Below are 23,675 nucleotides of genomic sequence, written 5' to 3'. Positions count from 1 at the left end.
AAGTTAAGACGCAGCTTTACTTGCCAGTGGTCGAAGGCGGCAGATCCGGCACATTCTTGACCCGCTTGCGCTTGCGCCGTTCAAGCACCATCGTATCAGCGTAAAACCCTGCGGCCTTGATAACAATGTCGGTGTTCATATCAACACCGGCATGCTTGAAAATATACTTACCGGCAATATCACCCCAAAACGCCCATTCATCTTCGTAAATCGTCATATTGTTCTCCTTGATGATCAAACCCGCTTCCTGCGAGCTGGAATTACGCTAGATGAAAAACCACCGACAGACCACTTCGAACACAATACAAAAAACAACAATACAATCAGCAAAACATTAACCACGGAAACTTGCAGCTCTTCATGGCAGATTAAATCGATATATCACCACCGAGCATTGATTTTGGCCAAGCCATTTTTTACTGTAAGCGCTGAAACTATTCCTACAGCGCCAATAACGATTTCCGACATTAACAGTGAAACTGTTTCAACGACTGCCGCAACTGGCAACGCTGCGGGTAAGTCACCTGACCTGCGAGATCTGGACAAATTGTTCGGGCCTCTGCGATTTGGCGAGCTGACCGTGAGCCGCCAGGAACTTCAGGCACTTGGAGCACGCATCAACGGAGAGGCCATTACAGCGGCCAGCATGTACTTCTCCGAGCCCGACCAGGCATTTACTGACGGTCTGGAACTCGACTCGGCGCAGGTCGAGCAGCGAATCAAATCCGTCGATGCACAAGATCGCCAACGGGTCCCGGAATTACTTTATGAAATCGTCACGCTGCGCTCTGCCGATGCGCCGCCGCTGCTGCGCGAAATACCTGCTGGCGCGTCTGTCGAGCCCATGCAGAAAATCAGCAAACTGCTGACCGCGACCCAACGCCTGGATATCCACAGAAGCCCGCTGCCCGACCACTTGCCGAGCTGGGTGGACAAGGTCAAGAGCCGCGGCATGACCAGCATGGGCGCGGGATTGCAGGCCTACGGCTTGTACAGTGCCTACATCGGCACGATTGACGCGCTGAAGAAAGGCGATACAGCCGAAGCACTGATAAATATCGGCGGCGGCGTTGCGGAAATCGGCTCGCTGGGCGTGGAATATGCGCTGAGCAAAACCGGCGAGCAGATGCTGCGCCAGGGCGCGCAGACCTTCGAGCAGTTCGGCAAGACCAGCATGGGCAAATGGCTGGCGCGCGGCGCAGGGCTGATCGCCAGTGTGCTGACGCTGCCGTTCGACATCTATACCGCGATCAAATCCTTCAGCGACGCGGCCAAGGCCGAGGGCAAAGCGGCCCAGGATCTGTATGTCACCGGCGGCTTGAGCGTGTTCAGCGCCGGGCTTTCGCTGATGCTCGGCGCCGCGGCGCTGATGGGCTTCCAGGCCGCTGGCCCGGTGGGCCTGGCGGCTGCGGCGATCCTGATTGTCGGCGCACGCATCTATGGCGCCGCGCGGGTGGTCGATGACATGGACGACTACATCGAACTGACCATCAACGAACGCTGGCGCGCCGGCTGGTTCGCATTTTGGGGTGTGGATCAGGATGCGGCTGTGATGGATCGTTTCACCGTCGCCAAGACGTATAGCGACTACGACAAAGCGCTGAAAAGCAAAAGCCTCGGCTGGCTGAAAAACGAACTCAAAGACAGTGTTGACGCTGTGGTCAACGGGCATTTCGAAGTGCGCCTGCAACCGACACGCGTCTACAAGCACCAGTGGGACGAAACCAAGGGCGAGTCGGCCTACAAGACGGTCAACTCGCCGGTCATCCACGAGACCGACGATATCTACGATGCCCGCAACGGCCTGCCATCTGGCAGCTCCAACATCATTACCGTACAAGCTGATCCGGCCAAAGGCGTGCTGTGGAATCTGGGGGGCGGCAATGATCAGGTCAGCGGCGTGCGCGACAAGCCGAATCATTTCAATTACGGCGCCGGTGAAAAACGCCTGAGCGGCGGCGACAAGGATGACTCTTTTCTCTTTCAATCGGCAGCCGCAGCACTGACGTCAGCGCCGGATCAAGTCAGCCACCTGAGTGGCGGTGACGGTACTGATCTGTTGTGGTTGCAAGGCAAGCATGTCCGCCAGGATCACATTCCCGGCACCGCGCCCTACACCGGTTATGCCATTGACTTGAACACCGGCAAGCTCGGCTTGCGCACTGCCGATGCGACGGCCGAACCGCAACCGCACTCAACCTTCGACGGCATCGAAAGAGTCGAAACCCTGGCGGGCGCGGCCAATCGGGTGACCGGTTCGGACCGGGCAGACATGATTACCGCCAATGGCCAGGACCGCATCAGTGCCGGCGCTGGCGACGATCAGGTGTCGATCCGTGGCAGCCACGTCATCGTTGACGGCGGCAGCGGTGTCGACACCTATCACATCGACCCGCAGAGCCTTGAAGTGTCGATCACCGATGATGATCAGGAGCAAAGCACCGTGTACCTCGGCGTGCCGCTCGAGGCCATCCAGCGCTGGTGCATTCGCGCAGATGCGCTGGTAATCGAAACTCTACGCGACGATGACCCGCAGTCATCCGGGCGCACGCTGATCATCGAAGCGGTGTACCAGACGATCAATGGCAAACGCTCGCTGCGCAACGACAAATGGCTGTTCGTCACGCAGGACGGTTATCACCTGCAACCGGACTGGCCCGCACAAACAGTCGACCTGACCGAACAAGTACTGAACGCCGTGGTGATCAAGGCAGGTGTCGGCAAACCGTCCCCGTTCGTGTTGCACGACCGCGTGCAGACAGTCTCGGCGAGTGCGCAGTCTTTCTATTACGTTTCCCGCGACAGCCATCACCCGACGTTGCGAGCGAGCGAGCAGATTGCCCGCAGCACACTGTATGTCGACTTCGACAGTAGCGAGATCGACGAGGTCAGGGCCGTCTATATCGTGCACTCAGCGCGCCATGGCGCTTTCACGACGCTGAGTCATCAAGGCGTGCATTTCACGCTCACCTTCAAGAAAGGCGGACTGCTTTCGCTGTACGGCGGGGTGCGCGAACATCCTGGCAAGAAAACCGACATGGGCGCCGGGATTCTCGCGTCCCCGTGGCAGATCAGTCATCACTTCATCCTGGTGATGCGCGATGGCGTGTCTTACTACCTCGATGTCCCGCAGAACAACTATCGCGACGACGCGCAAAAGCCTGGTTACACCGTGATTCAAAGTCGCGGCTCGCTGCGTGAGCGCGCCGGGAAATACACCTTCGTCAGACCTGCGGTAGAAAAACGTACGCTGAAACAAACAGCGCAGCGCATCGACTTCAAATTGGCCCCGCACAGTGCCTCCTACGCATTGGAAGGCCGCTCGGGACGCTACGAAATCCATCCGGCGAGCAACATGTCCATCAGCCTCTCGACAGCGACGGCCGATGCTGGCACGTCCGGCTCTTCGAGCTGGGACATCTACACGCAACACCTTCAGGAGCCGATCGATCGCAGCAAATTAGCCATCAGCAACAACCTGTTGAAGATCGGCAGCATTCACATCCACTTGCCCGACAGCAGCGATCCTTCGCTGCCACTCGAAAGTGTCGATGTCATCGTTTCCGGTGGACATCGTTACCGGATCAATGCGTTGTTCGAAGTCATCGCTCTCTATGCAGTCAACGCATCGGCATGCGCATCGCCCCAGGCTATCGTCGCGTTGATCGAGGCACACAAGGCCCGGGATGAACTCGAGAGTGGCGCAATCCACGTTCAGAACATTCAACTGGCGGACTTGGCCCCAGGCAAGATCCTTTACAACGCCGACATCGGCCGCTGGCAGATCGACAGCGATCCGGCACGCCTGATAAGCGTCGAGCACCTGAGCATTCAGCAATTGTCCCCAGCCAAAGAGCCGGCACTCGCCTGAATGGTTTTTCACCCACTTCTGCAATCGTCAAGGAATGACACCATGCGCCCCAAACCACCTGCGTCGCCCAATATCCCGAAAGTCAATTCGCCGACGCTTGATCCGGGATCCAACCGGTTCCGGCCAGACGCCGATCTGCCTGTGCTGCACCAGACGCCATTGGCTGGCACGAGTCGGCCCGCAGTCAACGTGGGTGCGACGAACAGTGTTCGCACCCATGCTGGCGCCGACGTACCGAGAGTCGAAATTTCCGACCTGCCTGGCGTCGTGCCTGAACCGCACAACGGACTGAGCAGCTACCTGCTGAATGCCGCGCTACTGCGCAATATGCAAACCGCCGACGCTGACGGCTTTCGTTTTGTCGTTGGGCGCAGATTCGTCGACGTCAAAGATTCCGGTACCGTGCACGTCGAGTTCGATGCGGGGCTTGGCGCCTATCGGGCCACCGACCTGTACAAAAAACTGCCACCTGGCCCCGCACTGTTCAGAAACCAGGGCGAAGCCACCTGGAGCCCGGTTCGTCAGGTCGAGTCGGCTGATTCGTTAAAACGCCCAGGCACTGCGGGCGATGAAGGTGCAATACAGGTGCCGGCCAAGCAGTTGCATATAGCGCCACTCTCCGCGCACGAAGCGACCAGGCAACTGCTCGGCGACTCACTGCTTGCAATGTATCCACTCATGACGCATGGCCAACGCGTCGAGCTGCTGCGCTCCTACAATCTTTCGCCGGGGCAGCACGTGCAACTGCACAACGACTTGATGGCCAATCCGAAAGTGATGCCGGAGTGGGCCGAGCAGCATCGACTGCGATCCCTGGATGCGAACGATCCGACCCGCTTTGATCGACTCTACGAGGAAATACAGCCGCTGCTCCTGCCCGTAAGGAACGGCACAATGCGCAGCAATCTGGTGGATTTCGACAAAAGTGTCAGTCGCGAATATCTCGACGGGTTTCTGGCCAGACTGGGTTATTTGCGCAACGCCAGCGACTGCCTGTATCGCACCGACATCCCCGCGATGTTCCGGGCCGATGAGCGTACACCCTTCGAGTTCTACAACGACGCGCGGATGCTGCCTCGCCTGAAACACCCGCGCGGCGCCACGACGGCCAAACCGATCAGCGCGACGGTAAGCCTCAAGCTGCTCAAGAATGTCTATTCCGGCAAAGGCATCGAATTCCCGGACCCGGAATATCTGCGCTACAACAACCAGAAAAACAGATACCCCGGCAAAAAACCCGGCGAGTCCGACAATGACTCCGCGGGCTCCGACGACGGCTGGTCTGATGTCTCGGACGTAGAATTGGACTTAGAGCGTAACTACGAGACGGTACGCCACGATCAGCAGCTCGTATTCTCGTACATCATCGATACGCGAAAAATGGAAGTGGTGCTTAACGAAGAGAACCGCATGCTCAATCTGGCGGCTCTGGACAACGGCGCGTGGTTCCCCGACGACGAGTTCGAAGCGTTGATTTCGACTTCGAAGCACGGGATCGAATCCGAGCGTCTGTGGCTGCTCGACTCAACCTACACTCGCGCGGCCAGGGTCGACGATGTTGCGGCAGAAGGCCAGAACGGCTTCATCGGCAACGACATCGAGGAACGAACCCACAGTGGCGCTTCAAACCGGCACGAATATGACGACCTGATCGATGCGGTCGCCAAGGCAGGCAAGCCGATATTGCACCTGCCAGCGGGCAAGGACTGGTTCGCCAACGATATCGTCTGGCCCGAATAACCAGTCGCTAAGCGAAGAGTTCACCCTGCAACTCATCGAGCAGCGCCTGGATCGCATCCAGGCGTTGCTGCGGATCGTCGAGTTGCAACAGGTCGATCTTGTCTTCTTCGGCGAACGGCAGCAGATAGGCCAATTGATTGGCCAGCGATTGCTGGCCGAGCGCTTCGATGCCCATGTTCAGCGCTTCGACCATCGGGTGTTCGGCCAAGGCCTTGAGCAGTGCCACCAGATCGGCGTCTTCATCCTGCAACGGCTGTTCGGGCTCATCGTCCAGCCACTCGACGTCGGCGACGATCAATTGATCGCGCTGCACTTCAGTGCGCAACACCGTGAAGCGCCGGCCGCCCTGCACGCGGATGCCGAGCAGGCCGTTGTCCTGCTGCTGGAAATCGGTAATCCGCGCTTCGCAGCCGACCATCGCGAAACCTTCCGGCGCAGCGCCGACCTCGTGACCTTCGAGGATGCACACCACGCCAAATCCGCCGCCCTGCTTCATGCAGCGGCCGATCATGTCGAGGTAGCGCGCTTCGAAGATCTGCAAATCCAGATTGCAGCCGGGAAACAGCACTGTGTTCAGCGGAAAAAGCGCCAGGCTCATAGACATTTCCTTACACCACCATCGACACCGCCAACGGCAGGAATACCGCCGTGGCCACGCCCATCAGACTCATCGCCAGCGCCGCGAAGGCGCCGCACTCATCACTCTCCTGCATCGCCACCGCCGTGCCGACCGCATGCGCGGTCATGCCCAGCGCCATGCCGCGTGCTTCCGGGCTGTGCACGCCGAGACGGTTCAACAGCGCCGGGCCGAAGATCGCGCCGATCACCCCGGTGATCAACACAAACACTGCCGCCAGCGCCGCCACGCCGCCAATCTGCTCGGCCACCAGCATGGCAATCGGTGAAGTCACCGATTTCGGCGCCATGGTCATCAAGATCATGTGATCGGCACCAAACCACCAACCGAGCGCCACGCCCAAACCCGTGGCAACCACCCCGCCTATCACCAGCGTAGTAAAAATCGGCCAGAACAATTGCCGGATGCGTCGCAGATTCAGATAAAGCGGCACCGCCAGCGCCACCGTCGCCGGACCGAGCAGAATACTCAGGATCTCAGTGCTCTTGCGGTACTCGGCATAGGTGATGCCGCACGCCGTCAGCACGCCGATCAGCACCAGCATCGAGACCAGCACCGGTTGCAGAAAGATCCAGCGGGTTTTCTCGAACGCCGCCAGCACCAGTTGATAGGCACCGAGGGTGATGCCGATGCCGAACAGCGGATGGTGAATCACCGACGTCCAGGCGCCGTGCCAGTCGAACAGCATCAGGATTCCTCCACCGGCGGCGCGTGGCGCTTGACCAGGCGCTGCATCAGCACCCCGGCGAAAGCCATCGACAGCAACAGCGACAACACCAGCGCGCCGACAATCGCCCAGAAATCGGCGGCAATCGCCGTGGCGTAAACCATCACGCCAACCGCTGGCGGCACCAGCAGCAATGGCAGATAACGCAGCAGACTGCTGGCTGCCAGGCTCACCGGCTCGCCGACTTCACCGCGGATGATCAGGAACCCCAGCAGCAGCAACAGGCCGATGATCGGCCCCGGCAGCACCGGCAACAGCAAATGATTGAGCGCCGTGCCGAGCAATTGGAACAGCACCAGCATGGTCAGGCCACGTAGCAACATCTGACATCTCCTACAAAAAACGCCCGGCATTATAAGCACGCCTGCGCTATGGATCGGCATTCGCCAAAAGCATGGTCGGTTGACCGGAGCAAATCGCCATGATGATCTACAGTAGTTCGCAGGGCGGTCAAATCCCCCACCAGAAAAACTATAAAACGATGAACCCAAGGAGAGTCTCAATGCCCTATGTTCCAGTTGCAGAGCTCAAAGATTATGTCGGCAAGGAACTCGGACGTTCCGAATGGCTCACCATCGATCAGGAGCGCATCAACCTGTTCGCCGAAGCCACCGGGGATTATCAGTTCATTCACGTCGACCCGGTCAAAGCCGCGCAAACGCCATTTGGCAGCACCATCGCTCACGGTTTCCTGTCGTTGTCGCTGATGCCCAAACTGATGGAAGACATCCTGATCCTGCCTGAAGGCGTGAAGATGGTAGTCAACTACGGTCTGGACAGCGTGCGCTTCATCCAGCCAGTCAAGGTCAATTCCAAAGTGCGGCTCAAGGTCGACATGGTTGAAGTGACCGAGAAAAAACCCGGCCAATGGCTGCTCAAAGCCACCGCCACGCTGGAGATAGAAGGCTCGGACAAACCGGCCTACATCGCCGAGCCGCTGTCGCTCTGCTTCGTTTAAGCCTCCGGATGCGAACCGGCGCACGCTGTTTCGCATCCCCTCCTCGTTCCCGGCTGTATAAGGTCACATAGCTGCGGCATACTCCGTCGCCTACTTGCCCGGATCCCGCTATGCGCTCACTTGCCGCTCTTGTTCCGCTTGCCTTGACCCTGATGCTCACCGCTTGCGGCGACGGCGAATCGCTGTTGCCCCCGGATGCGCGCCTGCCCGACGGCGGGCGTTATCGCGGTGAACTGGTCGACGGCTTGCTGCACGGTCAGGGCCGCATCGACTACCCGAACGGCAGTTGGTACGCCGGGCAATTCGACAAGGGCCAATGGCACGGTCAGGGCGAATGGCACGGCAGTAACGGCGAGGTTTATCGCGGCCAGTTCCAGCAGGGGCTGTTCAACGGTCAAGGCAGCCTGACCACCAGTTCCAGCAGTTACACCGGCGGCTTCAAGCTCGGCCGGCGTGACGGAGAAGGCACCCTCAAAGAAAACGCCATGACTTACCGGGGTGAGTTCAAGGCGGATCAATATTCCGGGCTCGGTCGCCTCGAACTGGATGACGGCAGTTCTTATCAAGGCCAGTTCGCCCACGGCAAACCCAACGGCGAAGGCCAGCGCGGCGATGCCAGCGGCAATACGTTCAGCGGACATTTCGTCAACGGTCAGTTGGAAGGCAACGGCACGTTCAACAGCGCCGATGGCGACATCTATGTCGGCGGCTTCAAGAACAACCAACTGCACGGCAAGGGCCGCTACGAAAACGCTGACGGCGATGTCTGGCTCGGTCAGTTCAAGGAAGGCGCGCTGACCGGCAAAGGCGAGCTGATCGGCGCCGACGGCAGTCACTATGTCGGTTCATTCAGTGACTGGCGCTTCAGCGGTCAGGGCCGCTTGAACCTGGCTGATGGCAGCTTCTATATCGGCCAGTTCGACAACGACAGCTATTCGGGACGCGGCACTTTGGTGCTGACCGACGGTAGCGTGTTGAGCGGCACATGGGTTAACGGTCAGCGCGTACGCGATGCCGACGGCAAGTTGCTGCCCGACTCCCTGGAACTTGGATTGCTGGCCCAGGGTCGCCTGCTCGAAGACGCATTGGCCGCGGTTCCGGCCTCGACTCCGGCTGTCGAGTTGTTCACCCTGACCTTGGGCGGCGACGGTAAGCAAAGCGTCTTTCTGCGCGAATCTGACTTCGTCTCAAACATGCTCGCCACACGTTTTGGCGCCTACGGCCAGATTCGTCTGGTCAACCATCGCGACCACCTCGGCGACCGGCCGATGGCCACCCGCGAAAACCTGCGCCGTGCCGCCCAGACCCTGGCCGAACGCAGCGGCCCGGAAGATTTGCTGTTCATCTACCTGACCAGCCATGGCACCGCCGAGCACGAACTGGTACTCGATCAGCCGCGCATGGAACTGGCCGATCTGCCCGCCGACGAACTCGCCGCCGTGCTCGCGCCACTGAAAAACCGCGACAAAGTGATCGTGATTTCCTCGTGCTACTCCGGCGGTTTCATCCCGGCGCTCAAAGACGAACGCACGCTGATCATGACCGCCTCGCGTGCCGACCGGGTTTCATTCGGTTGCTCTGAAGAGGCCAACTTCACCTACTTCGGCGACGCGCTGTTCGCCCAGGCGCTGAACCAGACCGACGATCTGGAGCAAGCCTTCAAACTGGCCAAAGCCACTGTTGCCGAGCGCGAACTGGCGGACAGTTTCGAAGCCTCCGAGCCACAGATCTGGGCCCCGAAAACCGTGCTTTCGCACTGGCAACTGCTGCGCAAACAGCAGGCGCGAAAAGCGTTGCAGAGTGCTTCGTTGAACGACGGAGTGACAAAGAGCAACTAAGCTGAACAGTATCAAGGGAGAAACACTATGTACTTGACGCCTCAGCATGTATTGCTTGCCGGAGCCACCGGTTTGACCGGTGAACATCTACTCGACCGCTTGCTCAACGAGCCTACGATCACGCGTGTTCTCGCCCCTTCACGCCGGCCACTGGCCGAGCATCCACATCTGGAAAACCCGGTCGGTGATCCGCAGGTTTTTCTGCCGCAACTGGCCGGTCGCGTCGACATCGCCTATTGCTGCCTCGGCACCACGATCAAACAGGCCGGCTCGGAAGAAGCATTCCGCGCAGTGGATCTGGACATGGTCGTGGCGTTCGCCAAGCGCGCACGGGAAATGGGTGCGCGGCATTTGATCGTGATCAGTGCCCTGGGGGCGGATCGCCGATCCTCGATCTTCTATAACCGGGTCAAAGGCGAGATGGAATACGCATTGCGCGCGCAGGATTGGCCGCAACTGACCATTTGCCGGCCTTCGTTGTTGCTTGGTGAACGTACCGAGCCGCGTCTGGGCGAGCAGCTGGCTGCGCCGTTTTCGAAATTGATTCCGGGCAAATATCGCGGGATTGAAGCGTGTCAGCTGGCGCGGGCGATGTGGCGGCTGGCGCTGGAAGAACAGGATGGGGTGCGCGTGGTTGAATCGGATGAACTGAGGAAACTCGGTAAATAAGATCAAAAGATCGCAGCCTTCGACAGCTCCTACAGGGTGTACATCAATCCCATGTAGGAGCTGCCGCAGGCTGCGATCTTTTGACTTTTACAATCCGCCAGTCGCCTGAAATCCCACGCCTAGAACGGTGAGCAACGACAGCGGTAACAGCAGCGTATCGAGCAACGCACTTGCCGGCAGATCCACCCCCGGATAACTCGGCGCCTCAGCCCCGAAGCGATCCATCGCACAACACCCGCCATTCAGCGCATACAAATCCAGGCGAGTCCCGGCGTACACCACCGGCGCACCCGCTTTGGCTGCGTCCAGCGTGCGCGCCGTGGCGCATCCCGTCAGTTGCAGCGCCAACACTAAAACCAACCACTTATTCATTGCTGTTCAGGTGATGCTCGCCCCAGCGCGGCAGCATGTCCTGAGGGATCCCCAGCAGATTGAGAATCCGCGCCACGACGAAATCGATCAGGTCATCGATGGTTTGCGGCTGGTGATAGAACCCTGGTGAGGCCGGCAGGATGGTCACGCCCATGTTCGACAGCTTGAGCATGTGCTCCAGATGAATACTCGAATACGGCGCTTCACGCGGCACCAGAATCAACTGGCGGCGCTCTTTGAGCGTCACATCCGCTGCGCGCTCGATCAGGTTGTTGCAGGCGCCGGTGGCAATCGCCGACAGCGTGCCGGTCGAACACGGCACCACCACCATCGCCGCCGGCGCACCGGAGCCGGAAGCCACCGGCGACATCCAGTCCTCTTTGCCATACACACGAATCTGCCCGGCAGCCGCTCCGGTGTATTCGCTGAGGAACGCCTGCATCATCTGCGGCTTGGGTGGCAGCGAAACGTCGGTCTCGGTAGCCATCACCAACTGCGCAGCCTTGGAAATGAGGAAATGCACCTCACGATCTTCACGCACCAGACAATCGAGCAGGCGCAAACCGTACTGCGCGCCGGACGCGCCGGTCATCGCCAGCGTAATGCGTTCCGGGCCGTTGCTCATTTCAGCGCCTCGGCGAGTTTGCCGTGCAGGCCGCCGAAGCCGCCGTTGCTCATGATCACCACGTGGGTGCCGGGCTGGGCCTGGCTCTTCACGCGTTCGATGATGCCTTCCAGCGAATCGCTGACAATCGACGGCACGGTGCACAGCGCTGCGGTGCCCGCCAGATCCCAACCGAGGTTGGCCGGGGCGTACCAGATCACCTGATCGGCATCGACCACGCTGTCCGGCAGACCGTCGCGGTGCGCGCCGAGTTTCATCGAGTTGGAACGCGGCTCGATGATCGCGATCAGCGGCGCATCGCCGATGCGTTTGCGCAAGCCATCAAGGGTGGTGGCAATCGCGGTCGGGTGATGAGCAAAATCGTCATAGATGGTGATGCCGCGCACTTCCGCGACTTTTTCCATGCGGCGTTTGACGTTTTTGAACGCGCTCAACCCGGCTATGCCCATCGACGGCACCACACCGACATGACGTGCAGCGGCCAGCGCGGCCAAGGCGTTGGCGACGTTGTGCAGACCGGTCAATTCCCACTCGACCGTGCCTTGGGACACGCCTTCAAACATCACTTCGAATGCCGAGCCGTCGTCTTTGTGCAACTTGACCTGCCACTGGCCGCCGACACCGGTGGTCTGCACCGGGGTCCAGCAACCCATCTCGATCACGCGCTGCAGAGCAGGCTCGGTGGTCGGGTGAATCACCAGACCTTCGCTCGGAATCGTACGCACCAAATGGTGGAACTGGCGCTCGATAGCCGGCAGATCGGGGAAGATGTCGGCGTGATCGAACTCAAGATTATTGAGGATCGCGGTGCGCGGACGGTAGTGAACGAATTTCGAACGTTTGTCGAAGAACGCGCTGTCGTATTCGTCAGCTTCGATCACGAAGAACGGCGTACCGCCCAGTCGAGCCGACACCGAGAAATTCTGTGGCACGCCGCCGATCAGGAAACCCGGGCTCATGCCGGCATGTTCCAGCACCCAGGCGAGCATGCTGCTGGTGGTGGTTTTGCCATGCGTACCGGCAACCGCCAGCACCCAGCGACCTTGCAGCACATGATCGGCCAGCCACTGCGGGCCGGAGACGTACGGCAGGCCTTTGTTCAGCACGTATTCCACCGCCGGGTTGCCGCGGGACATGGCGTTGCCGATCACCACCAGATCCGGCGTAGGATCAAGCTGCGCCGGGTCGTAACCCTGCGTCAGCTGAATGCCCTGGGCTTCGAGCTGCGTGCTCATCGGCGGATAAACGTTGGCATCGGAGCCGGTCACGTGATGGCCCAGCTCTTTGGCCAGAACCGCCATCGACCCCATGAAAGTCCCGCAGATACCCAGAATATGAATGTGCATAGTCGACCTCGTAAAACATCGCCGCAGGTTAGCGCAGGGAGGGGGAAATGGCACTCTTTAGGTGATTGAGGGTGGTGGTCTGAATTTGTGTCCGGCTTGAGATCGCGGCCCTCACCCCAGCCCTCTCCCAGAGGTAGAGGGAGCTGACCGAGGTGTCTTGCGCTATACGTCGACCTGAATGATCGAGTCGATTATGGATTCAGCAAACCAGCGTTCACTGCGATGTGTCAGGTCGGCGCAGATTTAGAGAACAACTCGGTCAGTCCCCTCTCCCCTGGGAGAGGGCTAGGGTGAGGGGCTTCTAACTGACACACCGCTCAATTCCATGCTTACGCAGCTTTCTATAAAGCGTATTGCGACTCACGCCCAACCGTTGCGCCGTATGGGTCATGTGCCAGCGCGTCTGCTCGAGCGCATCAAGCAAAGCCACGCGTTCGGCATCTTCCAGCGGCTGCTCAGAGGGAGCAACTTCCAGCACTTGCGGGCGCACCTGCCGAATCATCGCCGGCAAATCCTCAATCCCGACCCGCCCCTCGTCACACAACGCCGCCAGCGTGCGCAGCACATTACGCAACTGCCGCACATTCCCCGGCCAGTTGAACGCCAGCAACGCCTGACGCGCCGCCTCGTCGATCACCACCGTTTCCCCGCCGGCCTCTTCGGCCAGCAGAAAATCCAGCAGCTCGGATTTATCACTGCGCTCACGCAACGCCGGCAGCGCTACTTCCAGCCCATTGAGCCGGTAATACAGATCCTCACGGAAACTGCCGTCCTCGACTCGCGCCAACAGATTGCGGTGAGTCGCGCTGATGATCCGCACATTGACCGCTTCCGGTTCGCCGCCAATCGGCACCACTTGCCGGTCTTCCAGCACCCGCAACAAACGGGTCTGCAAGGCCAGCGGCATGTCACCGATCTCGTCGAGGAACAACGTGCCGCCATCAGCCTGCTGCAACTTGCCGCGCATGCCATCCTTGCGTGCGCCGGTGAAACTGCCGCCGCGATAGCCGAACAGTTCACTCTCGATCAGGCTTTCCGGGATCGCAGCGCAGTTGAGCGCGACGAAGGCTTTACCGCAGCGCTGACTGGCTTGATGCACCGCTTTGGCGAATGCCTCTTTGCCGGAACCGGTTTCGCCGTTGATCAGCAGCGGGACGTCGCGTTCGAACACGCGCAAGGCTTTGCGGAAGTCCGCTTGCAGCGCCGCATCGCCCAGGCAAATACCTGACAGTCGCGGTGTTTCAACGACTACGGGAACGGGCGCAACCGACAACGGCCGACGGCTCTCGCCGCGCAACACTGCAAATAAATGCCGCCCATCGCGGGTGCGCAGCGGCCAACTGGCGCTGGCATTGGCAGTCGCGCGGCCAAGCAAATCATCCAGCGAACAATCGAAAAACGCCTCCACCGGTTTACCCAGCAAGCCGCCGCGAATGTGCCCGAGTAAATTCAATGCGCTCTGATTTACCGCACTGATCCGCCCTTCCCCGTCGAACGCCAGCAGCCCTTCGCTGAACAGCCCGACCGATTCGGCCTGTAAGTGAAAACGCAGCAACCACTGGTTATCGAAACAACGCAGGAAATAGCAGCTCTCGATCATCTTCGCCGAAAGATTGACCAGCGCCATGGTGTGGAACTGGCTCTGCCGCGACACATCATGCCGGGCAGATGAAACGTCGAGCACCGCCAGCAGCTCGCCATGCGGGTCGAACACCGGGCTCGCCGAACAGGTCAGGCCGGTGTGGCGACCGCGAAAGTGTTCATCCTGGTGGATGGTCAGCGCCTGCCGCTCGACCAGACAGGTGCCGATGCCGTTGGTGCCTTCGCAGGCTTCGCTCCAGTCAGCACCCAGCCACAGGCCGGAGCGTTCGAAAATCTTGCGTTCGGCGGGGGCAGTGACGCAGTTGAGGATCACCCCGCGCGCGTCGGTCAGCAGTACCGCGTGGCCGGCGCCGGAGAGTTGTTGATGCAGGCTGCTCATCTCGCTGCCGGCAATCTGCAGAACCTGTTGCAGACGTTCGCGGCTCTCGAGTACGCGCCCATGCTCAAGCACGGTTGGCGCGATGCTCAGGGCCGGGTCGAGGTGGTAGTCCTCAAGACAGCGCAGCCAGGAGCGGGCAATCGACGGGTCGGCACCGGGCCCGTGCAAGTGCGGTTTGCCCTGAGTGGCGGTGAGAACCTGCTGGGCATGGCGACTCAAATGGTTGTCGTGCATTTCTTATTATTCCCCGAAAGGTACACGGCCCCTGTAGGAGCTGTGTGCCGAGCATCCTCCAGCATCCGGTGCTTTGCAATGCTGGCAAGACTGTCCGGTCACAGCCTGTGCCAGAAGCGGTACAAACTGTCACCCCGACTGTACCGAAACCGCCACAGGCGCAATCCGCCCGTCCGACAGAAATCGTGCAACGCCTTGATTTGCCTGAGCCGCAAGGCACTGGCCCGGCCTTTGCTCTACGCTTATAACAAGCGCTCATGCGCGTCTCTCTTATAAGTACAACAAGCCAAGGAGAACAATCATGCTTTATGCTCATCCCGGTACTGAAGGCGCCAAAGTCTCGTTCAAGAGCAAATACGGCAACTACATCGGCGGCGAGTTCGTCGCGCCGGTCAAAGGTCAGTACTTCACCAATACTTCGCCGGTTAACGGCCAGCCAATTGCCGAATTCCCGCGCTCCACTGCCGAAGACATCGACAAGGCACTGGACGCCGCCCACGCCGCTGCCGATGCCTGGGGTTCGACCTCGGTGCAGGCGCGTTCGCTGATCCTGCTGAAAATCGCCGACCGCATCGAACAGAACCTCGAACTGCTGGCGATTACCGAAACCTGGGACAACGGCAAAGCCATCCGCGAAACCCTCAACGCCGACATTCCGCTGGCCGCTGACCACTTCCGCTACTTCGCCGGGTGCCTGCGCGCTCAGGAAGGCAGCGCCGCCGAAATCGACGGCAACACCGTGGCTTATCACATCCATGAACCGCTGGGCGTGGTCGGCCAGATCATCCCGTGGAACTTCCCGATTCTGATGGCCGCGTGGAAACTTGCCCCGGCACTGGCGGCGGGTAACTGCGTGGTACTCAAACCTGCCGAGCAAACGCCGCTGGGCATCACCGTGCTGATGGAACTGATCGGCGATCTGCTGCCGCCGGGCGTGCTCAACGTCGTGCAGGGCTACGGTAAAGAAGCTGGCGAGGCGCTGGCTACCAGCAAACGCATCGCCAAAATCGCTTTCACCGGCTCGACTCCGGTCGGTTCACACATCATGAAATGTGCTGCGGAAAACATCATTCCGTCGACCGTGGAACTGGGCGGCAAGTCGCCGAACATCTTCTTCGAAGACATCATGCAAGCCGAGCCGACCTTCATCGAAAAAGCCGCCGAAGGTCTGGTACTGGCATTCTTCAACCAGGGCGAAGTCTGCACCTGCCCATCGCGTGCGCTGGTTCAGGAGTCGATCTACGACGAGTTCATGGCCGTCGTGATGAAGAAAGTCCTGCAAATCAAACGTGGCGACCCGCTGGACACCGACACTATGGTCGGCGCGCAGGCGTCCGAGCAGCAATTCGACAAAATCCTGTCCTATCTGGAAATCGCCAAAGGCGAAGGCGCCGAGCTGCTGACCGGCGGCAAGGTGGAAAAACTCGAGGGCAGTCTGGCGACCGGCTATTACATCCAGCCGACCCTGCTCAAGGGCACCAACAAAATGCGTGTGTTCCAGGAAGAAATCTTTGGCCCGGTGGTGAGCATCACCACCTTCAAGGACGAAGCCGAAGCGCTGGCCATCGCCAACGACACCGAGTTCGGCCTCGGCGCCGGCCTGTGGACCCGCGACATCAACCGCGCCTACCGCATGGGCCGCGCGATCAAGGCTGGCCGTGTGTGGACCAACTGCTACCACCTGTATCCGGCGCACGCCGCGTTCGGCGGCTACAAGAAATCCGGCGTCGGCCGTGAAACCCACAAGATGATGCTCGACCACTATCAGCAGACCAAAAACCTGTTGGTGAGCTACGACATCAATCCGCTGGGCTTCTTCTAAACCCGGGAGACAACTCGCTCTCTTGCGGGGAGCGAGTTTGTCCTGCGGGATCTGCGTCAACCCGGCAGTGTCAGCCGGGACCATAAAAAACAATAAAAATGGTGAACCTTATGCCTGGCGAATCCCCAGTTGGCGCTCCGGCGACCGGCGCGTCCGTCGATTTTGAAAAAGTCGGCTCGGACTACTTCCAACAACGCGAATTGAAAAAAGGCGCTGCCGGCTGGATATTGCTGGTGGGCCTGGGCGTGGCCTATGTGATCTCCGGCGACTACGCTGGCTGGAACTTCGGCCTGGCGCAAGGTGGCTGGGGCGGCATGTTCCTCGCTACATTGCTCATGGCCACCATGTACCTGTGCATGTGTTTTTCCCTGGCCGAACTGTCTTCGATGATCCCGACCGCCGGTGGCGGCTACGGATTTGCCCGCATCGCATTCGGCCCTTGGGGCGGCTTCCTCACCGGGACCGCGATCCTCATCGAATACGCCATCGCCCCCGCCGCTATCGCGGTGTTCATCGGCGCCTATTGCGAGTCGTTGTTCGGTATCGGCGGCTGGGTGATTTACCTGGCGTTCTACATCATTTTTATCGCCATCCACATTTTCGGGGTTGGCGAAGCGTTAAAGCTGATGTTCGTCATCACTGCTGTCGCCGCGCTGGCACTCGGGGTGTTTCTAGTGGCGATGGTGCCGCACTTCGATGTGGCCAACCTGCTCGACATTCCCGTGACCACTGCGGTGGGCGCCAGCAGTTTCCTGCCGTTCGGTTACGTCGGTGTGTGGGCCGCGATTCCGTATGCGATCTGGTTTTTCCTCGCCGTCGAAGGCGTGCCACTGGCGGCTGAAGAAACCAAGAATCCGAAACGCGACCTGCCGCGCGGCTTGATCGGCGCCATGCTGGTGCTGCTGGCCTTTGCGCTTTTGATTCTGATCGTCGGCCCCGGCGGCGCGGGTGCCAATTCGCTGCTGACATCCGGCAATCCACTGGTGGAAGCGCTGACTAAAGCCTACGGCGGTTCGACGTGGATGGGCAGCTTCGTCAATCTGGTCGGTCTGGCCGGGTTGATCGCCAGTTTCTTCTCGATCATCTACGCCTACTCGCGGCAGATTTTCGCCCTGTCGCGCGCTGGCTACCTGCCGCGCAAGTTGTCCGAAACCAACAAAAGCAAGGCACCGGTGCTGGCGCTGGTGATTCCCGGCATCATCGGTTTCGGCTTGTCGTTGACCGGTCAGGGGGATTTGCTGATTCTGGTGGCGGTGTTCGGCGCGACCATTTCCTACGTGCTGATGATGGCCGCGCACATCACCCTGCGCATCCGTCGCCCCAAAATGGACCGGCCATACCGCACGCCGGGCGGCATTTTCACCTCCGGCGTCGCGCTGGTCCTGGCGTGCATCGCCGTGGTGGCGGGGTTCCTGGTCGATCCACGGGTGGTGATCGGCGCCGCCGTGATCTATGGAGTGTTAATTGCTTACTTTGCTTTTTACAGTCGACATCACTTGGTAGCAGGCACGCCGGAAGAAGAATTCGCGGCGATTCAGAAAGCTGAAGAAGCCCTGCACTGACAGCCGAAATCACGGCGCAGGCCTGCCCTGCGCCGTCACGGAGAATTCTGTATGGCGAGTTTTGCTCACACGGTCGGCAGCCAGACCTACCGCTTCGACAGCCTCAAGGACGTGATGGCCAAGGCCAGTCCGGCGCGTTCCGGAGACTTTCTGGCCGGCGTCGCAGCGCTCAATGACGGCGAGCGAGTCGCTGCGCAAATGGCACTGGCCGACATTCCGCTCAGCCATTTCCTGCAGGAAGCGCTGATTCCTTACGAAGCCGATGAAGTCACCCGACTGATCATCGATACCCATGACAAACAGGACTTCGCGGTGGTTAGCCATCTCACGGTCGGCGGCTTCCGTGACTGGCTGTTGAGCGACGCTGCCGATGAAGACAGCTTGCGCGCCCTCGCTCCGGGATTGACCCCGGAAATGGTCGCCGCCGTGTCGAAAATCATGCGCGTGCAGGATCTGGTGCTGGTCGCGCAGAAGATCCGTGTCGTCACAAAGTTTCGCGGCACCCTCGGCCTGCGCGGACGCTTGTCCACAAGGCTGCAACCCAATCACCCGACCGACGAACCCGCCGGGATCGCCGCAAGCATTCTCGACGGTCTGCTCTACGGCAACGGCGACGCAATGATCGGGATCAACCCGGCCACCGACAGCATCGCCTCGATCTGCGCGATGCTGGAAATGCTCGACGCGATCATCCAGCGCTACGACATCCCGACCCAGGCCTGCGTGCTGACCCACGTCACCACCTCTATAGAAGCAATCAACCGGGGGGTGCCACTGGATCTGGTGTTCCAGTCGATCGCCGGAACCGAAGCCGCCAACGCCAGTTTCGGCATCAATCTGAATATCCTTCAGGAAGGCTACGAGGCCGGGCTGAGCCTGAATCGCGGCACCCTCGGCCAGAATCTGATGTATTTCGAGACCGGTCAGGGCAGCGCGCTGTCGGCCAACGCCCACCACGGCGTCGATCAACAGACCTGCGAGACCCGGGCCTACGCCGTGGCGCGCCATTTCAAGCCGTTTCTGGTGAACACCGTCGTAGGATTTATCGGCCCGGAGTACCTGTACAACGGCAAACAGATCATCCGCGCCGGCCTCGAAGACCACTTTTGCGGCAAGTTGCTCGGCGTGCCGATGGGCTGCGACATCTGCTACACCAACCACGCCGAAGCCGATCAGGACGACATGGACACCCTCCTTACCCTGCTCGGCGTGGCCGGGATCAACTTCATCATGGGCATCCCCGGCTCCGACGACATCATGCTCAATTACCAGACCACCTCGTTCCACGACGCGCTCTATGCGCGCCAGACCCTGGGCCTGAAACCGGCCCCTGAGTTCGAGACGTGGCTGGCGAACATGGGCATCTTTACCCAGGCGGACGGCAAGGTCCGCTTCGGCAACAACCTGCCGCCGGCCTTCCGCCAGGCGCTGGCGCAATTGGGATGAGTGATATGGATAAACCGCCGGCCGATCCGCAAAACCCATGGCTTGAGTTGCGTCGCCTGACCCCGGCGCGCATTGCGCTGGGGCGCACCGGCACCAGCCTGCCGACCAGTGCGCAACTGGATTTCCAGTACGCCCATGCACAGGCGCGGGATGCGGTGCATTTGCCGTTCGATCACGCCGCGCTCAGTGCGCAACTGACTGAGCGTGGACGGGACAGCCTGTTGCTGCACAGCGCGGCGCTGGATCGAAACAGCTACCTGCAACGCCCGGATCTGGGCCGCAAGTTGAGTGATGATTCGGCGCAGACGTTGCGCGATTACGCTGCGGCGTATCCGGGCGGGGTCGATCTGGCGATTGTGGTGGCTGACGGTTTGTCAGCGCTGGCGGTGCATCGGCATACGCTGCCGTTTCTCACCCGCCTGGAAGAACAGATGAGCGACGACGGCTGGTCGTGTGCCCCGGTGATTCTGGTCGAACAGGGCCGTGTGGCCATCGGCGATGAAGTCGGCCAGTTGCTTGGTGCAAAAATGCTGGTGATGCTGATCGGAGAGCGTCCGGGCCTGAGTTCGCCGGACAGCCTGGGGTTATATTTCACCTACAATCCCAAGATCGGCCTCACCGATGCCTACCGCAACTGCATCTCGAATGTGCGGCTTGAGGGTTTGAGCTACGGCATGGCGGCGCATCGCTTGCTATATCTGATGCGCGAAGCCTGTCGCAGAGGCTTGTCGGGGGTCAATCTGAAGGACGAGGCACAGCTTCACACGCTGGAATCGGAAAGCGGAGCAGACATGAAGAGTAATTTCCTACTCGATCCGCCCCCAACCTGAACCGTTTCCGCATTGCGTTTCTGCGCTGGTTTGAGGCAGGATCGACGCACGGCCGCCAGAGGTTTCCCAACGCCGTCAGCGCACGTGAAGACAGCCACTTGAAGGACGAGACCTACTATGCGGATTATCCAAGCGACCCTCGAACACCTGGATTTGCTGACACCGTTGTTCGTTAAGTATCGCGAGTTCTACGGTTCCCTGCCCTATCCGGACTCGTCCCGGGCATTTCTCGAAAAACGCCTGCGGCGCAAGGAGTCAGTCATCTATCTGGCTTTGGCCGATGACGACGACAAGAAACTCATGGGCTTCTGCCAGCTCTACCCGAGCTTTTCCTCGCTGTCGCTCAAGCGCGTGTGGATTCTCAACGACATCTACGTAGCCGAAGACGCTCGCCGGCAGTTGGTTGCCGACAACCTGATCCGCACCGCCAAGCGCATGGCCAAGGAAACCCAGGCTGTACGCATGCGCGTATCCACCAGCGCCGACAACGAAGTGGCGCAGAAAACCTACGAATCCATCGGATTCAAGGAAGACACCGAGTTCAAGAACTACGTGCTGCCGATCAGCGACGAGCTCTGATCGCAGGGAGCTGTCTGCAGGGAGGGACCTGACGCCCTTCCTGCAAACCGTTCATCCCCGACATTTATTCACAGTCGACATCCCCCGCTACAAAACCAACGCGCGTTTCACCTCTCAAACCGTATAATCGCGATCTTTCCGGCTTGTAAGAAAAACTACATCCGCTTGTAGGCTTACACGAAGTCAACCGCACAGGCCTGCTGAGTCGGGCCGCCAAACAGGTGTGCCTCCATGGATTTCAACCCGCTCGATCTCATCCTGCATCTCGATGTCTATCTCGACATGCTGGTAACCAACTACGGGCCATGGATCTACGCCATCCTGTTTCTGGTGATCTTCTGCGAAACCGGACTGGTGGTCATGCCGTTCTTGCCGGGTGATTCCCTGCTGTTCATCGCCGGTGCAGTCGCTGCGGGCGGCGGCATGGATCCGGTACTGTTGGGCGGTCTGCTGATGCTCGCGGCAATCCTCGGTGACAGCACTAACTACGTAATCGGACGAACGGCGGGTGAGCGATTGTTCAATAATCCGAACTCGAAAATCTTCCGCCGCGATTACCTGCAAAAAACCCACGACTTCTACGACAAGCACGGTGGCAAAACCGTGACTCTGGCGCGCTTCCTGCCCATCATTCGGACCTTTGCGCCGTTTGTCGCAGGCGTCGCCAGAATGCCGTATCCGCGCTTCTTCGGTTTCAGCGTACTGGGCACGATTCTCTGGGTGGGCGGTCTGGTCACGCTGGGTTATTTCTTCGGCAACGTACCGTTCATCAAGAAGAACCTGTCGTTGCTGGTGGTAGCGATCATCCTGCTGTCGCTGATTCCGATGATCATCGGCGTGGTGCGCAGCCGTTTCGGTGGTTCCAAAGTCGAAACGCACTAAGCCGATGTGGTCGCTGAGTGCCTGGCGACGCCGGCGCATCCTCGCCAGGCACCCGATTGCCGATGATCTATGGCAACGGGTGCGCCATCACCTGAGCCTTCTCGACGGCATCAGCGCCGCTGAAGACCAGTGGCTGCGCGAAGCCAGCGTGCTGTTTCTCGATGAAAAACACCTGACCGCACTGCCCGGCGTCGAACTCCATCAGGAGCAACGCCTGCTGCTCGCCGCCCAGGCGCAATTGCCGCTTTTGCATCTAGGCGATCTGAACTGGTATCAGGGTTTTCACGAAATCGTCCTGTATCCCGACGACTTTCTCAGCCCCCAGCGTCATCGTGATGCCAGCGGCGTCGAGCATGAATGGGACGGTGAACACAGCGGCGAAGCCTGGCAGCAAGGGCCGATCATCCTGGCCTGGCCCGGTGTGATGGCCAGTGGTGGCTGGGAAGGTTACAACCTGGTGATCCACGAACTCGCGCACAAGCTCGACATGCTCAACGGCGACGCCAACGGCCTGCCGCCGCTGCACGCCGACATGCGCGTCAAGGATTGGGCTGACGTGATGCAAGCGGCCTACGATGACCTCAATCGCCAGCTCGACCACGATCCAGACCTCGAAACTGCCATTGATCCGTACGCCGCCGAGAACCCGGCAGAGTTCTTCGCCGTCACCAGCGAATACTTCTTCAGCGCCCCGGATCTGCTACACGAGGCTTATCCACAGGTGTATGCGCAGCTCAAGCTTTTCTACCGACAGGATCCGTTGGGCCGGTTGCGGCAACTTCAGGCCCACGACCCGGTCTATCAGGCTCACGAGTAAAGTCTGTACGACTTCCGCTACGTGGCGTCCACGGCAGAATATGCCTATAATCGCCGCCACTTTTTGGTCAATCCGGCCAAGTGTTTTTGGTCAACTAACGGGGGCACCGCCCAATGAGCTACAGCAAGATTCCGGCTGGCAAAGACCTGCCGAACGACATCTACGTCGCGATCGAGATCCCGGCCAACCACGCGCCGATCAAATACGAAATCGACAAAGACAGCGATTGCCTGTTCGTTGACCGTTTCATGGCCACCCCGATGTTCTACCCGGCCAACTACGGTTACATCCCGAACACCCTGGCTGACGACGGTGATCCCCTCGACGTGCTGGTTGTGACCCCTTACCCGGTTGCTCCAGGCGCAGTGATCCGCGCACGTCCGGTCGGCATCCTGAACATGACCGACGACGGTGGCGGCGATGCCAAAGTCATCGCAGTCCCACACGACAAGCTGTCCCAGCTGTACGTCGACGTGAAGGAATACACCGACCTGCCGCCACTGCTGATCCAGCAGATCGAGCACTTCTTCGCCAACTACAAAGACCTTGAAAAAGGCAAGTGGGTGAAAATCGAAGGCTGGGCCGGCGCAGACGCCGCTCGCGAAGCAATCACCAAGTCGGTTGCTGCCTACAAAGGCTAAGCGTCCCGACCTGCGCAATGCTTGAAGAGAACCCCGGTTGATCCGGGGTTTTCTTTGCCTGCACGACTGCGTCTTAAACAACCTGTTTATAGAGGACT

At 59.8% G+C, this 23,675-nt stretch carries 21 protein-coding genes; 13 read left to right on the top strand and 8 right to left on the bottom strand.

What is annotated here, in order from left to right; genetic code table 11:
* Positions 1-16 precede the first annotated feature (16 nt).
* Entirely contained in the window at positions 17-217 is a 201-nt protein-coding gene (locus tag ACOI8A_RS12680) for a hypothetical protein (protein WP_420657757.1), read from the bottom strand.
* 363 nt (positions 218-580) lie between these two features.
* Between ACOI8A_RS12680 and ACOI8A_RS12675 the strand changes: the two genes are divergently transcribed.
* Both ACOI8A_RS12675 and ACOI8A_RS12670 read left to right on the top strand, forming a co-directional pair.
* Positions 581-3,871, top strand: coding sequence for a calcium-binding protein (locus tag ACOI8A_RS12675; RefSeq protein ID WP_420648541.1), 3,291 nt, complete (start codon positions 581-583; stop codon positions 3,869-3,871).
* Positions 3,872-3,913: 42 nt separating this feature from the next.
* Positions 3,914-5,611, top strand: a complete 1,698-nt coding sequence (locus tag ACOI8A_RS12670; RefSeq protein ID WP_420648542.1) for a hypothetical protein — start codon at positions 3,914-3,916, stop codon at positions 5,609-5,611.
* Between the two features lie 7 nt (positions 5,612-5,618).
* Here the strand turns inward: ACOI8A_RS12670 and ACOI8A_RS12665 are convergent, their stop codons facing one another.
* The 3 genes from ACOI8A_RS12665 to ACOI8A_RS12655 are packed head-to-tail and all read right to left on the bottom strand — an operon-like array spanning position 5,619 to position 7,298.
* A complete protein-coding gene (locus tag ACOI8A_RS12665; protein WP_420648543.1) occupies positions 5,619-6,209 on the bottom strand; it encodes an LON peptidase substrate-binding domain-containing protein in 591 nt (196 codons plus the stop codon).
* Positions 6,210-6,219: 10 nt separating this feature from the next.
* Positions 6,220-6,936 (bottom strand): LrgB family protein, encoded by a 717-nt coding sequence (locus tag ACOI8A_RS12660; protein WP_420648544.1) that lies wholly within the window; start codon positions 6,934-6,936, stop codon positions 6,220-6,222.
* Positions 6,936-7,298: a CidA/LrgA family protein gene (locus ACOI8A_RS12655; RefSeq protein WP_420648545.1), complete on the bottom strand. Its 363-nt coding sequence runs from the start codon at positions 7,296-7,298 to the stop codon at positions 6,936-6,938. The genes ACOI8A_RS12660 and ACOI8A_RS12655 overlap by 1 nt, the downstream gene beginning before the upstream one ends.
* A gap of 179 nt (positions 7,299-7,477) precedes the next feature.
* Between ACOI8A_RS12655 and ACOI8A_RS12650 the strand changes: the two genes are divergently transcribed.
* From ACOI8A_RS12650 to ACOI8A_RS12640, 3 genes are all read left to right on the top strand, one after another.
* Complete coding sequence (locus tag ACOI8A_RS12650) at positions 7,478-7,933, top strand: MaoC family dehydratase (protein WP_420648546.1); 456 nt, start codon at positions 7,478-7,480, stop codon at positions 7,931-7,933.
* A 110-nt stretch (positions 7,934-8,043) separates the two neighbouring features.
* Positions 8,044-9,771, top strand: coding sequence for a C13 family peptidase (locus ACOI8A_RS12645; protein ID WP_420648547.1), 1,728 nt, complete (start codon positions 8,044-8,046; stop codon positions 9,769-9,771).
* A 27-nt stretch (positions 9,772-9,798) separates the two neighbouring features.
* Positions 9,799-10,440 (top strand): oxidoreductase, encoded by a 642-nt coding sequence (locus ACOI8A_RS12640; protein WP_420648548.1) that lies wholly within the window; start codon positions 9,799-9,801, stop codon positions 10,438-10,440.
* A gap of 87 nt (positions 10,441-10,527) precedes the next feature.
* Here the strand turns inward: ACOI8A_RS12640 and ACOI8A_RS12635 are convergent, their stop codons facing one another.
* The 4 genes from ACOI8A_RS12635 to ACOI8A_RS12620 form a co-directional block, all read right to left on the bottom strand.
* Positions 10,528-10,812, bottom strand: a complete 285-nt coding sequence (locus ACOI8A_RS12635) for a YceK/YidQ family lipoprotein (protein ID WP_420648549.1) — start codon at positions 10,810-10,812, stop codon at positions 10,528-10,530.
* Positions 10,805-11,437 carry a flavin prenyltransferase UbiX gene (ubiX, locus tag ACOI8A_RS12630; RefSeq protein ID WP_420648550.1) on the bottom strand — a complete coding sequence of 211 codons (633 nt, stop codon included), beginning with the start codon at positions 11,435-11,437 and terminating at the stop codon, positions 10,805-10,807. Before ubiX ends, ACOI8A_RS12635 begins: the two co-directional genes overlap by 8 nt.
* Complete coding sequence (gene mpl / locus ACOI8A_RS12625) at positions 11,434-12,783, bottom strand: UDP-N-acetylmuramate:L-alanyl-gamma-D-glutamyl-meso-diaminopimelate ligase (RefSeq protein ID WP_420648551.1); 1,350 nt, start codon at positions 12,781-12,783, stop codon at positions 11,434-11,436. The genes ubiX and mpl overlap by 4 nt, the downstream gene beginning before the upstream one ends.
* 301 nt (positions 12,784-13,084) lie before the next feature.
* A complete protein-coding gene (locus ACOI8A_RS12620) occupies positions 13,085-14,998 on the bottom strand; it encodes a sigma-54-dependent Fis family transcriptional regulator (protein ID WP_420648552.1) in 1,914 nt (637 codons plus the stop codon).
* Positions 14,999-15,299: 301 nt separating this feature from the next.
* Between ACOI8A_RS12620 and ACOI8A_RS12615 the strand changes: the two genes are divergently transcribed.
* The 8 genes from ACOI8A_RS12615 to ppa all read left to right on the top strand — a co-directional run bounded on the left by ACOI8A_RS12615 (position 15,300) and on the right by ppa (position 23,577).
* Positions 15,300-16,820, top strand: a complete 1,521-nt coding sequence (locus ACOI8A_RS12615) for an aldehyde dehydrogenase family protein (protein WP_420648553.1) — start codon at positions 15,300-15,302, stop codon at positions 16,818-16,820.
* A 110-nt stretch (positions 16,821-16,930) separates the two neighbouring features.
* Positions 16,931-18,382, top strand: a complete 1,452-nt coding sequence (gene eat / locus ACOI8A_RS12610; RefSeq protein ID WP_420648554.1) for an ethanolamine permease — start codon at positions 16,931-16,933, stop codon at positions 18,380-18,382.
* Positions 18,383-18,433: 51 nt separating this feature from the next.
* The gene (locus ACOI8A_RS12605; protein WP_420648555.1) at positions 18,434-19,828 is read left to right on the top strand and encodes an ethanolamine ammonia-lyase subunit EutB; all 1,395 of its coding nucleotides are present in this window, start codon (positions 18,434-18,436) and stop codon (positions 19,826-19,828) included.
* Positions 19,825-20,658 (top strand): ethanolamine ammonia-lyase subunit EutC, encoded by an 834-nt coding sequence (gene eutC / locus ACOI8A_RS12600; RefSeq protein WP_420648556.1) that lies wholly within the window; start codon positions 19,825-19,827, stop codon positions 20,656-20,658. The genes ACOI8A_RS12605 and eutC overlap by 4 nt, the downstream gene beginning before the upstream one ends.
* A gap of 117 nt (positions 20,659-20,775) precedes the next feature.
* Positions 20,776-21,237, top strand: a complete 462-nt coding sequence (locus ACOI8A_RS12595; protein WP_007968150.1) for a GNAT family N-acetyltransferase — start codon at positions 20,776-20,778, stop codon at positions 21,235-21,237.
* Positions 21,238-21,468: 231 nt separating this feature from the next.
* Complete coding sequence (locus ACOI8A_RS12590; protein ID WP_420648557.1) at positions 21,469-22,119, top strand: DedA family protein; 651 nt, start codon at positions 21,469-21,471, stop codon at positions 22,117-22,119.
* A 4-nt stretch (positions 22,120-22,123) separates the two neighbouring features.
* On the top strand, positions 22,124-22,936 hold the full coding sequence (locus ACOI8A_RS12585; RefSeq protein ID WP_420648558.1) for a zinc-dependent peptidase: 813 nt from the start codon (positions 22,124-22,126) through the stop codon (positions 22,934-22,936).
* A gap of 113 nt (positions 22,937-23,049) precedes the next feature.
* Positions 23,050-23,577, top strand: coding sequence for an inorganic diphosphatase (gene ppa, locus ACOI8A_RS12580; protein ID WP_140669541.1), 528 nt, complete (start codon positions 23,050-23,052; stop codon positions 23,575-23,577).
* The last annotated feature ends 98 nt before the right edge of the window (positions 23,578-23,675 follow it).

The organism is Pseudomonas sp. P4795, assembly GCF_048822895.1.
Taxonomy (GTDB): Bacteria; Pseudomonadota; Gammaproteobacteria; order Pseudomonadales; family Pseudomonadaceae; genus Aquipseudomonas.
This window is presented reverse-complemented; position numbering and strand designations above follow the sequence as displayed.